The organism is Paracoccus sp. UBA5162 (assembly GCF_002413585.1).
Classification (GTDB): Bacteria; Pseudomonadota; Alphaproteobacteria; order Rhodobacterales; family Rhodobacteraceae; genus Paracoccus.
Map to the genome: position 1 here is coordinate 6201 of NZ_DHXG01000092.1, position 12157 is coordinate 18357.

At 67.3% G+C, this 12157-nt stretch carries 13 protein-coding genes; 8 read left to right on the plus strand and 5 right to left on the minus strand.

Annotated features, from left to right (window positions below; genetic code table 11):
- Nucleotides 1–116 precede the first annotated feature (116 nt).
- Complete coding sequence (locus B4A72_RS15075; RefSeq protein WP_292956041.1) at nt 117–359, minus strand: BolA family transcriptional regulator; 243 nt, start codon at nt 357–359, stop codon at nt 117–119.
- Between the two features lie 193 nt (nt 360–552).
- On the opposite strand from B4A72_RS15075, the gene B4A72_RS15080 reads away from it, so the two are divergent.
- The 3 genes from B4A72_RS15080 (at nt 553) to B4A72_RS15090 (ending at nt 4257) form a co-directional block, all read left to right on the plus strand.
- Nucleotides 553–1242 (plus strand): haloacid dehalogenase type II, encoded by a 690-nt coding sequence (locus B4A72_RS15080; RefSeq protein ID WP_292956044.1) that lies wholly within the window; start codon nt 553–555, stop codon nt 1240–1242.
- A gap of 250 nt (nt 1243–1492) precedes the next feature.
- Nucleotides 1493–3643, plus strand: a complete 2151-nt coding sequence (locus B4A72_RS15085) for an FAD-dependent oxidoreductase (protein ID WP_292979019.1) — start codon at nt 1493–1495, stop codon at nt 3641–3643.
- Nucleotides 3640–4257: a CDP-alcohol phosphatidyltransferase family protein gene (locus B4A72_RS15090; RefSeq protein WP_292956050.1), complete on the plus strand. Its 618-nt coding sequence runs from the start codon at nt 3640–3642 to the stop codon at nt 4255–4257. The genes B4A72_RS15085 and B4A72_RS15090 overlap by 4 nt, the downstream gene beginning before the upstream one ends.
- A 49-nt stretch (nt 4258–4306) precedes the next feature.
- Here the strand turns inward: B4A72_RS15090 and B4A72_RS15095 are convergent, their stop codons facing one another.
- The gene (locus tag B4A72_RS15095; RefSeq protein ID WP_292956053.1) at nt 4307–4984 is read right to left on the minus strand and encodes a DUF3047 domain-containing protein; all 678 of its coding nucleotides are present in this window, start codon (nt 4982–4984) and stop codon (nt 4307–4309) included.
- Nucleotides 4985–5183: 199 nt separating this feature from the next.
- On the opposite strand from B4A72_RS15095, the gene B4A72_RS15100 reads away from it, so the two are divergent.
- Entirely contained in the window at nt 5184–6080 is an 897-nt protein-coding gene (locus B4A72_RS15100) for an endonuclease/exonuclease/phosphatase family protein (RefSeq protein WP_292956095.1), read from the plus strand.
- On the opposite strand, the gene B4A72_RS15105 is transcribed toward B4A72_RS15100, so the two are convergent.
- Nucleotides 6071–7159 carry an FAD-dependent oxidoreductase gene (locus B4A72_RS15105; RefSeq protein ID WP_292956056.1) on the minus strand — a complete coding sequence of 363 codons (1089 nt, stop codon included), beginning with the start codon at nt 7157–7159 and terminating at the stop codon, nt 6071–6073. The genes B4A72_RS15100 and B4A72_RS15105 overlap by 10 nt on opposite strands.
- Before the next feature lie 150 nt (nt 7160–7309).
- Here B4A72_RS15105 and B4A72_RS15110 point away from each other — a divergent pair, with 150 nt between their 5' ends.
- The 4 genes from B4A72_RS15110 to B4A72_RS15125 all read left to right on the plus strand — a co-directional run bounded on the left by B4A72_RS15110 (nt 7310) and on the right by B4A72_RS15125 (nt 10200).
- Nucleotides 7310–7762, plus strand: a complete 453-nt coding sequence (locus B4A72_RS15110) for a DUF302 domain-containing protein (protein WP_292956059.1) — start codon at nt 7310–7312, stop codon at nt 7760–7762.
- Nucleotides 7763–7954: 192 nt separating this feature from the next.
- On the plus strand, nt 7955–8188 hold the full coding sequence (gene hfq, locus B4A72_RS15115) for an RNA chaperone Hfq (RefSeq protein WP_292956062.1): 234 nt from the start codon (nt 7955–7957) through the stop codon (nt 8186–8188).
- The gene (hflX, locus tag B4A72_RS15120; RefSeq protein ID WP_292956065.1) at nt 8189–9520 is read left to right on the plus strand and encodes a GTPase HflX; all 1332 of its coding nucleotides are present in this window, start codon (nt 8189–8191) and stop codon (nt 9518–9520) included.
- 74 nt (nt 9521–9594) lie between these two features.
- Nucleotides 9595–10200, plus strand: a complete 606-nt coding sequence (locus B4A72_RS15125; RefSeq protein ID WP_292979021.1) for a class I SAM-dependent methyltransferase — start codon at nt 9595–9597, stop codon at nt 10198–10200.
- Nucleotides 10201–10359: 159 nt separating this feature from the next.
- Here B4A72_RS15125 and B4A72_RS15130 read toward each other — a convergent pair whose 3' ends face one another.
- Together B4A72_RS15130 and dusA are read right to left on the minus strand one after the other, a co-directional pair.
- Entirely contained in the window at nt 10360–11169 is an 810-nt protein-coding gene (locus tag B4A72_RS15130; RefSeq protein ID WP_292956071.1) for a sulfite exporter TauE/SafE family protein, read from the minus strand.
- A 49-nt stretch (nt 11170–11218) separates the two neighbouring features.
- A partial coding sequence (dusA, locus tag B4A72_RS15135; RefSeq protein WP_292979023.1) for a tRNA dihydrouridine(20/20a) synthase DusA occupies nt 11219–12157 on the minus strand: 939 nt, incomplete at its 5' end.

The window sequence follows — 12157 nt, forward strand, 5'->3', positions numbered from 1 at the left end:
TTCATGAACAGCACCACATCGCTGGTATCGATCAGGTCCTGGATCTTGTCCTTGACGTCGCTCATCTGATTTGTCCTTTCTGTCGCGCGGCCGAAGCCCCGGGTGGGGCAGGGGCGTCAATCGGGGGCCTTGGTTGTCAGCGCCAGGGCGTGCAGTTCGCCCGCATTGCCGTCCATCCTGCCCTTCAGCGCGGCATAGACGGCGCGCTGCTGCTGGACGCGGTTCTGACCCCGGAAGCTTTCGTCGATGACCTCGGCCGCGAAATGGTTCCCGTCGCCGGCCAGATCGGTGATCGTGATACGCGCATCGGGGAAGGCGGCCCGGATGAGGGCTTCGATTTCGTGGGCTTCCATCGCCATGGCGCTGTCCTCTGTCGCTTGCTGCAAGATGTAGGGGATGCACGATAGCCCCGCAAGTGCGGCGGAGCTCGGCCCGGGCCGCGAGGCGGGCTTGACGATTGTGTTCGCCGGCATGGCCCGACCAAAAACGGTTTACGGCGGCACGGTTTTCGGTTCAGGCTGAAGCAACGCGACTGCGGCAATGGAAGCCCCGATGACGACACAACGCCCGATCCTTGTCTTCGACGTGAACGAGACGCTTCTGGACCTCGACCACCTGGGGCCGGTGTTCCAGGAGATTTTCGGCGATCGCGCCGTGATGCGCGATTGGTTCGCCCAACTGATCCTGTATTCGCAGACGCTGACCCTGATCGGCGCGCGCGAGAATTTCGCCGCGCTGGCGGTTTCGGTGCTGGAGATGATGGGAACCATCCGTGGCATCGCGATCACCGACCGCGACAGGGCTGCCCTGGCGCGCGCCCTGGGATCGCTGCCGGCGCATCCGGATGCGGCCGAGGCGCTGGATTACCTGCGCGACCTCGGGTTCCGCATGGTGACGCTGACGAATTCGCCGCCCTCGGATGGCCCCTCGGCGCTGGATCGCGCAGGCCTGGGCGGCTATTTCGAAAGATCCTTCAGCGTCGCGCCGACCGGACGTTTCAAGCCCGCGCCGCAGACCTACCGGCTTGTCGCCGACGCATTGGCCGTCACGCCGCGCGATCTGTGTCTGGTGGCGTGCCATGTCTGGGACACGATGGGCTTGCAGGCCATGGGCGGCAAGGGCGCGCTTGTCACCCATGGCGTGAATGCACCGCTGCCGGGCCGCTCCGTGCCGCAGCCCGATCTGGTCGCGGCCGATCTGTCCAGCCTGGCGCGAAGGATCGCCGAGGCCTGGCCGGGTTGATCATGGCAGGTTCTTGGTCGTGACCGGTTCCCCTTGTCGGGACTCGAGGTGCTGCAATCTGCCTCTGCTTCCGGTCGGAACGATCATTCCGAAGGCGGCGTGATCCGTGACGGCCGAAAGGCTGCCGGTCGCAGCCTTTGCTTGCCTTTACGCGCAGACAAGGCCCGCGACCGCCGCGCGGTTTCGCTGTTCCTGTAACGAAATCGGAAGACAGGACGAACTGCCCGCCACGGCCAACGAAGGAGCAGTCGTGAAAAAAACCGCCTTTCTCGTCATCCTTGCGGTCCTTGTCGGGGCGGCGTTGTGGCTGTTGCGCGATCAGGATCTTGGCGTCGATGCCCTGCGCGGCCATCTGGCCGGGTTCACCGAATTGCGGCAATCTCGTCCGCTGGCGCTGGCGGTGGCCTTTCTTGTGGCCTATGTCGCCGTGACCGCGCTGTCCCTGCCGCTGGCGGTCTGGATGACATTGGCCGCCGGGGCGCTGTTCGGCTTCTGGCAGGGGCTGCTGCTGGTCTCTTTCGCCTCGGCCATGGGGGCGACGCTGGCCTTTCTGGTGGCGCGCTATCTGGCGCGGGACTGGGTGCGGGCGCGGCTTGGCGCGCGGGCGGACAGGATCGACAAGGGCCTGGCGCGCGACGGCGCCTTCTACCTGTTCTCGCTGCGATTGATCCCGGTGGTTCCGTTCTTCGCGGTCAATCTGCTCATGGGGCTGACCCTGATCCCGATCTGGAGCTTTTACTGGATCAGCCAGCTGGGGATGCTGGCGGGCACGGCCGTCTACGTGAATGCGGGCACCCGGCTGGCCGGGCTTGAAAGCCTGTCAGGCATCGTTTCGGCGCCGGTCCTGTTCTCTTTCGCGGCGCTGGCCGTCTTTCCCTGGTCGGCGCGGGCGGTGCTGGGGCTGGTCCGGTGGCGCCGCGTCCATGCCGGCTGGCGTCGGCCGCGGCGGTTCGATCGCAACCTGATCGTGATCGGGGCCGGATCGGCCGGGCTGGTCTCGGCCTATATCGCGGCGGCGACCAAGGCGCGTGTGACCCTGATCGAGGCGGGCAGCATGGGGGGCGATTGCCTGAACTATGGCTGCGTGCCCTCCAAGGCGCTGATCCGCAGCGCGACACTGGCCCATCAGATGCGTCATGCAAGCCGCTGGGGACTGGCCGACACGCAACCGGACATCCCGTTCCGCGCGATCATGGAACGGATCCACGAGGTGATCGCCACGATCGCCCCTCATGACAGCGTCGAGCGCTATACCGGGCTTGGCGTCGAGGTGCTGAAGGGCCATGCCCGCCTGATCGACCCCTGGACCGTCGAGACAAGTGGCAAGAATGGCGAAACCCGGCGTCTGACCACGCGCGCCGTGATCATCGCCACCGGGGCGCGGCCTTTCCTGCCGCCGCTGCCCGGACTGGATATGGTCGAGCCGCTGACCTCGGACGATCTGTGGACCCGGCTGCGGGGGCAGGATCATGCGCCGCGCCGTCTGGTCGTCCTGGGCGGCGGCCCGATCGGCTGCGAGCTGGCACAGGCTTTCGCCCGCCTGGGATCGCAGGTGACGCAGATCGAGATGGCGCCCCGGCTGATGCTGCGCGAGGATCCCGAAGTGGCAGAGCTGGTATCATCCGCATTGCGGGCCGATGGCGTGACCGTGCTGACCGGACACAAAGCCACAGGCTGCGGCAGAGACAATGGTGAGACATGGATCGAGGTCGAAAAGGATGGCGCGACCACCCGCATTCCCTTTGACCGGATCATCGTCGCGGTGGGGCGCAGCGCCCGGCTGGAAGGGTTCGGCCTGGACCGGCTTGGCATCGCGGCCGATCGCACGATCGAGACGAACGAATATCTGGAAACGCGGTTTCCCAACATCCTGGCGGCGGGCGACGTGGCGGGTCCGTTCCAGTTCACGCATACGGCCTCGCACCAGGCCTGGTTTGCCAGCATCAATGCCCTGTTCGGCGTGCTCAAGCGCTTCAAGGCCGATTACCGGGTGATTCCCTGGGCCACGTTTACCGACCCCGAAGTCGCCCGCGTCGGATTGTCCGAGGCCGAGGCACGGCAAAAGGGTATCGCGGTCGAGGTGACGCGCTTCGATCTGGCCGATCTGGACCGGGCCATCACCGATGGCGCGGCGCGGGGTTTCGTCAAGGTTCTGACGCCGCCGGGCAAGGATCGCATCCTGGGCGCGACCATCGTCGGCGACCATGCCGGCGATCTGATCGCGGAATTCGTGCTGGCGATGAAACACGGGCTGGGGCTGAACAGGATCCTCGGCACCATCCACATCTATCCGACCTGGGCCGAGGCCGGCAAATCCGTCGCCGGCGTCTGGCGCCGCGCCCATGTGGACGCGCGCGCGCTGGCGCTGGCAGAGCGGTTCCACCGCTGGAGGCGCGGATGATCGACGCCCAGCTTCTGCCGCTGCAACGCGCGGCGATGCGTCCGCTGGCACAGGCCCTGTCCGAGCGTGGCATCGGCGCCGACGCGATCAGCCTGGCCGGGTTTGCGGTGGGGCTGCTGGCCATTCCGGCCCTGGCTGCGGGATGGTTCGCCGCGGCGGCCGTGCTGATCGTCGTCAATCGCACGATGGACGGGCTGGACGGCGCGGTGGCGCGGATCGCGGGTCCGACCGATCGCGGGGCGTTCCTGGACATCGCGCTGGATTTCGTCTTTTACGCCCTGGTTCCGCTGGGCTTCGCGCTGAACGATCCGGCAGCGAACGCGCTGCCGGCCGCGGCACTGATTGCTGCCTTCGTGGGCACGGGTTCGTCGTTTCTGGCCTTTGCCGCCATTGCCGCCAAACGGGGCCGGGAAGCATCGGCCTTTCCGCAGAAGGGGATCTATTATCTGGGCGGGCTGACCGAAGGCTTCGAAACGATCGTCATCTTCCTGCTCATGTGCCTGCTGCCGGGCCGGTTTCCCATCCTGGCCTGCATCTTCGCGGCGGCCTGCGCCCTGACCACGGTGCTGCGCTGGCGCATGGGATGGAAGACCTTCGGTCGAGGAGAGCCCTGACGCGCGACGGTCTGCAGGGACGGGCGTGCCCAAGCGGCGCCCGGCCGATCTATCCCAAAGCCAGATTCGACAGGCTGGCGCGCAGCGCTGTGTCGGTATCGTCGCTGTCGGCCGAGACTGCCAGCCCCACCAGAACGCCCGGCGCGGTGCGGAAGGCGCTTGCATGATCGGCGGCCAGGTCCACACGCGCCTGGGCCCGACCCGTCCCCGGCCCGCGCAGCACCACCGTCACCCCGCGCCCGCGCATGTAGGGGCTGGGAATCAGGCTGCCCGGCGCCCGCTGGCCCCCCCAGACATAGATCAGCGCCCGCGCCGAACGGTTGGCCAGCAGCCGGCGGGGCGAGGTGTCGGGTGACAGCCGCGCCGCCGCCTGCGGATCCATGAAGACGAAATAGACAGACAGATTGCGGTCGTCGCCCCCCTTGCGCGACAGATCGGTCGGCGGAACGCTGGCCGAGACCGACCAGGACCAGCGGGCGGTCGTGGCGCCGCGCGCGGCGTCCGGCGCCGGCCGGTAGATCAGCGACGAGCTTGCATCCGCCTCGATCGTCAATGTCGTTCCGCCCAGCTTATAGCGCGTCGGCGTCCGGCCCGGAAAGGTCAGCGCCCGCCAGCGCGCATCGAAGGCCACCGGCACCATCCGCGGTGATTGCGCGGCGGCAGGCAGGGCGGCGGTCGTGGCCGATGCGGCCGCGGCGGTCGCGATCAGAAAGCTGCGTCTGTCCACGGTCTCTCCTGTCTTTCGCGGCCTTGCAGGCCAGGGGTAGTCCTGTCCCATTCGACGGGACGGGCCGAAATGTTACAAGCCTTGCTTCAGCGCGCGGCACTGGGCGTCGCAAGACAGCGTGAATTGACAGCGGCGCGATTCCCGTCACCTTGGCACGATGTCTTCGCGATGGATTATTCGGTGTCTCGCGGGTGCCGTGATGGCGATCCTGGTTCTGGGCGCCGGATTGCAAGCGTGGAATTCGCGCGGTGGCCCGGTTCCGCCGCCGCGTCCCGGCACGCTGCGTATCGCGACGATGAACATCCATTACATCGCCTTGGCGGCGAGTGACGACGATCGCTGGTCGGCAGCGGGCTGGCAGAGGCGGCGCGGCGCGGCCGCCGAGGTGCTGGGCCGCCTCGACGCCGACCTGATCGCGTTTCAGGAAATGGAAAGCTTTCGGCACGGCAGCGACGGCAGCGTCAATCTGGCGCGCGATGACCTGCTGGCCGCGATGCCGGATTTCGCCGCCGCGGCCAGCGGCGACTGGCGCAACTTTCCCTCGACCCAGCCGATCTTTTATCGCAAGGACCGCCTGCGGCCCGAGGAACAGGGGTGGTTCTTCTTTTCCGACACGCCCGAGGTGATCTATTCGCGCAGCTTCGACGGCTCATGGCCCGCTTTTGCATCCTGGGCGCGCTTTACGGACCTCGAGACCGGACAGAGCCTGCGCCTGGTCAACGTCCATTTCGATTTTCGCAGCGGCCAGAACCGGCTGCGCTCGGCGCGGCTGGTGGCCAGCCGGATCGCGCCCTGGCTGGCTGCGGGCGAACATGTGGTGGTGGCGGGGGATCTGAACGCGATGGCGGGCTCTGCCACAGCCGACATTCTTCGCGGCGCGGGCCTGTCGCTGACACCGGTGCGCGGATCCAGTTTCCATTTCGGCCGCGGCCTGAACCTGTTCGGCGCGATCGACCATGTGCTGTATGATTGCGACAGCGTGCTGACGGACCGACCGGTCGCCTTGCGCGACAATCCGGGCGGGCGCTGGCCCTCGGATCATTATCCGGTACTGGCGCAGATCAGGCTTGGTGACGGTACCTGCGATCAGCCCTGAAGCCTGTCCATGAAGCGGCGGTCGATCCGGTCCTTCCACCGCCACAGCCAGCGGCCATGCAAAGTCAGCCCGTACCATTCGGCCAGCGCGGTCCGTCCACCCAGCGAGATGATCTTGAGATAGTCGCGCTGCGGATCATAGTGCAGAAGCGGTCGTCCATGATACGCGGCCACCAGATTTCGCGCCAGGACCGGGGCCTGCCGCACCGCGAAGACGCCGGCCTTGGGGCGCGGGGCGTGGATCATCGCGGCGCAATCCCCGGCGGCGAACAGGGTTGGATGCCCCTCGACCTGAAGCGTCGGCAGGACCCGCACGAAACCCGCGCCATCCGCGGGAAGATCGCGCGCCAGCCAGTCCTGCGGCCGCGCGCCCGCGATACCGATGGTCACCTGGCCGGCGATCCTGCGCCCGTCGGCCAGCACCACGGCGTCGGCCTCGACCGAAGCGACCGTCGCCCCGGTCAAGACCTGCACGCGGGCCCGGTCCAGCGCCGACCGCAGCCGCGAACGCGTCCGCCGGCCCAGACTTGCCGCGATGTCGGGCCCGGCCTCGATCAGCGTGACGCCGCCGGTCAGCCGGCAGGCCAGGGCCAGCGCCATTTCGGCACCCGCAATGCCGCCGCCAATGATCGCCGCATTGCTGCCCGTCGGCATCAGCGACAGGCGGGCGGTAAAGCCCGCCAGCGGCTTTATCGGCACTGCGTGGCGGGCAAAGCCCGCAAGTCCGGGCATCGCGGTGTGACTGCCCAGATCCAGAGCCGCAAGCCCGTAGGCGATCTGTGCGCCATCCGCCAGCGCGATCTGCCGCGTCGTCGGATCAACACCGGCGACGCGCCCTTGCAGAAAGCGGATGCCGTTCCTGGCGGCAAAATCCGTCAGTGCGACACGCGGTTCGTCCGGGCCATAATGCCCGGCCACCAGTCCGGGGATCATTCCCGAATAGACCGCGTCGGGGGCCGCGTCGATCAGCAGAATCCGGGCATCGGGCAGGGCCTTGCGAAGAAGCGGTGCCGCCAGAAGATTCGCATGGCCGCCACCCAGCAGCAGGATTTCGGGATGATCGGATTCGGGAACGCTCATGTCGCTATCTGAGGCAAAACCGGCGCCGATTGCCAGCACTGACCGCGCAAGCCCTGATCGGCGCCCCTTCGCGAACCCGATCGCGGCTGGCAATCCGCGTCGCGACGGCGCAAGCTGGGCTTGCCGCCAGAACAGCAAAGGAACAATGCCATGCGTAAACTGATTGCCGCGATCTCGCTCTGCCTCGCCGCCGCGACGGGTGTCGCCAACGCGGATGAATGGGTGGTCAAGTCCAGTCCCGATGATGTCGCCACAACCGCCGATCGGCTTGAAGCGGCGGTCGCGGACAGCCCCGCCACGCTGCTGGCGCGGGTGGATCACCAGGCCGCCGCCGCCGAGGCCGGGCTTGAAATGAAACCCGCGACGGTGCTGATCTTCGGCAACCCGGCCCTTGGCACGTTGCTGATGCAGGCCAATCCGCGCGTGGCGCTGGATCTGCCCCTGCGCGTCCTGGTCTGGCAGGATGGTGAGGAAACGAAGATCGGCTATCTCGCGCCCGATGCGCTGGCCGCGCGCTATGACATCACCGGCGCCGATGAAACGCTGGGCAAGATTGCGAACGCTCTTGATCAGATGACGAACAAGGCCGCCGCCGCGGAATGATCCGCAACAGGCGCGCGTCCGTCCGAGATCGGGAAGGCCGGATCGGCGTCCAGGCCGGGGCGTCTTTCCGCCTTGGCCGCAAGCCCGATCCGCAGTTGATTTTTCATGTGGCCACTGTCGCTTGCATGGCCCGTCTTGACGGCTTAGATGTAACTTTCGATCGGGACAGTTCCAAAGACGGGTAAAAACAAGATGGCTGGCGACAAGCAGAACCTGCAGGACGCGTTTCTCAACCATGTCCGCAAGGCAAAGGTGCCGGTCACGATCTTCCTGATCAATGGCGTGAAATTGCAGGGTGTGATCACCTGGTTCGACAATTTCTGCGTGCTTCTGCGCCGGGACGGGCAATCGCAGCTGGTCTACAAGCACGCCATCAGCACGATCATGCCGGGTCAGCCGATCTCGCTTTACGAAAACGAGGATTGATTGGCCGAACCCACCTCGACCGAGGCCAGGCCGACCCGCGCCTATGTGATCCACCCGGATCTGGGCCATGCGCGCGTGCGGCGGCGCACGCCCGAGCATGCGCTGGCGGAAGCTGTGGCGCTGGCCCATGCCCTGCCGGGAATCGAGATCGTGGGCCAGGAAGTCGCGCGCCTGCGCAGTCCCGATGCGGGACGGCTGTTCGGAAAGGGCAAGCTGGCCGAGATAGGCGAAAGGCTGTCGGCGGAAGAGGCCGAACTGGTCCTGGTCGACGGTCCGGTGACGCCTGTCCAGCAGCGCAATCTGGAAAAGGCCTGGGACGTCAAGCTTCTGGACCGGACCGGCCTGATCCTGGAAATCTTCGCCGACCGGGCGCGGACCCGCGAGGGGGTGCTGCAGGTGGAACTGGCGGCCCTGTCCTATCAGCGGACCCGGCTGGTGCGCGCCTGGACGCATCTGGAACGTCAGCGCGGCGGCCTTGGCTTTGTCGGCGGCCCCGGCGAAACGCAGATCGAGGCTGACCGCCGCGCCATCGACGAACAGATGACCCGGCTGCGCCGCCAGCTGGAACGTGTGGTCAGGACCCGGACGCTGCACCGCGCGGCCCGGGCCCGGGTTCCCTATCCGATCGTCGCGCTTGTCGGCTATACCAATGCCGGGAAATCGACATTGTTCAATCGCCTCACCGGTGCGGATGTCATGGCCAAGGACATGCTGTTCGCGACGCTGGATCCGACGATGCGTGCGGTCCGTCTGCCTGATGCCGGCGCCGGCGCCCCAGGCCGCAAGATCATCCTGTCGGATACGGTCGGCTTCATCAGCGATCTTCCCACGGAATTGGTCGCGGCCTTCCGTGCCACGCTGGAAGAGGTGCTGGCGGCCGATCTGATTTTGCATGTGCGCGACATCAGCCATCCCGAGACCGAGGAACAGGCCGAAGATGTGGCCGAGATCCTTGGATCCTTGGGTGTCGACGAGGATGTGGACCTGATCGAGGTCTGGAACAAGATCGACGCCCTGTCCGCCGATACCCGCGCCGCCCTGCGCCGCACCGATGCGCGGACGCAGGGGGTGCAGGCGGTCAGCGCCCTGTCGGGCGAGGGGCTTGACGACCTGATCGCTGCGATCGACGCGCATCTGGCGCAGGCGCTGGACGAGCCGCGCGAAGCGGCGGTCGTGACGCTGGAATTCGCCGATGGCCGGCGCCGGGCCTGGCTGCACGAGGCCGGGGTGGTCGAACGCGAAGAGGCCGGCGAGGACGGGCTGGTCCTGCATCTGCGCTGGACGGCGCGCCAGAAGGCAGGGTTCGAGGCGCTGGATCAGCCGACCGATTGACTTTCCGGCCGGGCGGCCGGCGCCCTGTGTCCGGCCTCCCGGCGGTATCTTCACCAGGACAAGGAGGATCGCGGATGGACTGGAACGAACGTTTCAGCGGAGAGGAATTTCATTTCGGCGAGGCGCCGGCCGCCTTCGTGCGCGATCACTTGGGCGGCCTGGGCGCAGGCGCCCATGTGCTGACCATCGCCGAGGGCGAGGGCCGGAACGCCGTCTGGCTGGCGCGGCAGGGCTGTCGCGTGACCGCGATCGAGCCGACCGGGACCGGTCGTGAAAAGGCGATGGCGCTGGCCGCGCGGCATGGCGTGACAATGGAATGGCGGCAGGAAAGCCTGGAATCCTATGGCTGGCCGTCGAACGGTTTCGACGTCGTCCTGGGCTGTTTCTTCCAGTTCGCCGATCCACGCCTGCGGGCCGAAATCCTGGCCGGGATGGCGCGGACGACGATGCCCGGCGGCACCGTGTTCCTGCACGGCTTCAGCACGCGGCAATTGGGGAACGGCTCGGGCGGGCCGCGCAGCGAACCGAATCTGTGGACGCCGGACCGTCTGTTGCCGGCCTTCCCCGGTTGGCAGGTGGTCAGGGCCGAGGATTATGACGCCGTGCTGGACGAGGGGCCGGGCCATTCGGGACCGGCGGCCCTGATCGATGTGATCGTCCGCAAGCCTGGCCAGCCTTGAACGCAAGGGTCGTCTGGCGAGCTGTCCTGCCGAAAATTCCCGCCACCGCGACCGGACAGGGCCGGCCCGCCACCATCTGCATCCCGTCGCCGCGATTGGAACCAGGCCGATGGTTGGGGCTGGCCTGGCCTGGGGCCTTCGCAGGGCGGCTGCCGGGATTCAGCCTGTCAGGGCCTTGCGCATCATGTTGATGGCGACGAGGAACAGAAAGATCGCGAAGATCCGCTTCAGCCGGGCAGGGTCCGTGCGATGGGCCAGCGCGGCGCCGAAAGGCGCCGTGATCAGCGTCATGGCGATGGTGATGAAAAGCGCGGGCAGATTGACCGAACCCAGGGTCCAGGGCGGCGCATCCGAGGCCGGAACGATCAGGAACGCCGCGACCGAGGGCACCGCGATCAGCACGCCGAACCCGGCCGAGGTCGCGACCGCGCGATGCATCGACCGTCCGTGCAGCGTCATCAGCGGCACGCCCATGCTGCCGCCACCGATCCCGACCAGGACCGAAACGAAGCCGATCACCGGACCGATCAGCGCGCGCCGGATGCCGGTGGGCATCTCGGTTCCCAGCCGCCAATGCGGCCGCGAGATGGCCATGAAACTGGCGATCAGCACGACCAGCACCGCGAAGATGACCTGCAGCGTGCGGGTTCGCAGCGCGCCGACCGTCAGCACCCCCAGAAGCGCCCCGATGGCGATCCAGACCGCCCAGTCCCGCAGGATCGACCAATCCACCGCCGCGCGCCGGTGATGGGCCATGACCGACCGCATCGACGTGACGATGATCGTTGCCAGCGAGGTCGCCAGACAGATCTGCATCAGGTCCGGCCCGGAATAGCCCGCCCGCGTGAAGGCAAAAAGGAAGGCCGGAACGAGGATGATCCCGCCGCCGACGCCCAGCAGTCCGGCAAGAATTCCCGCTGCGGCGCCCGTGGCGGTCAGGGTCAGGGCGGGGATCAGCAGCGCGCTCATGCGGCTGTGGTTATCGCCGGCGCGCGACGGGCGCCAGAGCGAAATCGGCTCACGCAGCCATCCGCGTCACCTGCGCCAGTGCCGCGTCATAGACCTCGATCCCGCCTTTCGATGCGCCTTCTGACAGCGTCCGCTTCCATCCTCGCGCGCCCGGCTGGCCATGAAACAGACCCAGCATGTGGCGCGAGATCTGATGCAGCCGCCCGCCCGTGCCCAGATGCTGCGCGATCAGCGGGCGCATGGCATGGGCGACCTGTCGCGGCGTCGCGAAGGGCGGCATCTGGTCCCACAGCAGATCGGCCCCGCCCAGAATGTCCCATGGCTGGTGATAGGCCGCACGTCCGATCATCGCGCCATCCATGACGCGCAGGTGATCGCGCGCCTGATCCAGCGAGACGACGCCGCCGTTGACCGACAGGTGCAGATGGGGAAATTCGGCCTTCATCGCATGGACCAGCGGATAATCCAGCGGCGGCACCTCGCGGTTCTCGCGCGGCGACAGACCTTGCAGCCATGCCTTGCGGGCGTGGATGGCGATGCGGGTGACGCCCGCCTCGGCCATCCTGGCCAGAAAGGCGGGCAGCACCTCGGCCGGGTTCTGGTCGTCCACGCCGATGCGGCATTTCACCGTCACCTCGACCGGACTGACGGCGATCATCTCGGCCACGCAATCGGCCACGAGATCGGGCTGTTTCATCAGGACCGCGCCGAAACAGCCCGATTGCACGCGGTCGCTGGGGCAGCCGACATTGAGATTGATCTCGGCATAGCCCCAACCGGCGGCGATTCGCGTCGCCTGTCGCAATTCCGCCGGATCCGAGCCGCCGATCTGCAAGGCCAGCGGATGTTCGCCCGCCTCGTGGTCCAGCAGCCGCTCAGGATCGCCATGAATGATGGCCGGGGCCGTGACCATTTCGGTATAAAGCAGCACCCGGCGCGACATGATCCGGTGAAAACGGCGGCAGGCGCTGTCGGTCCAGTCCATCAT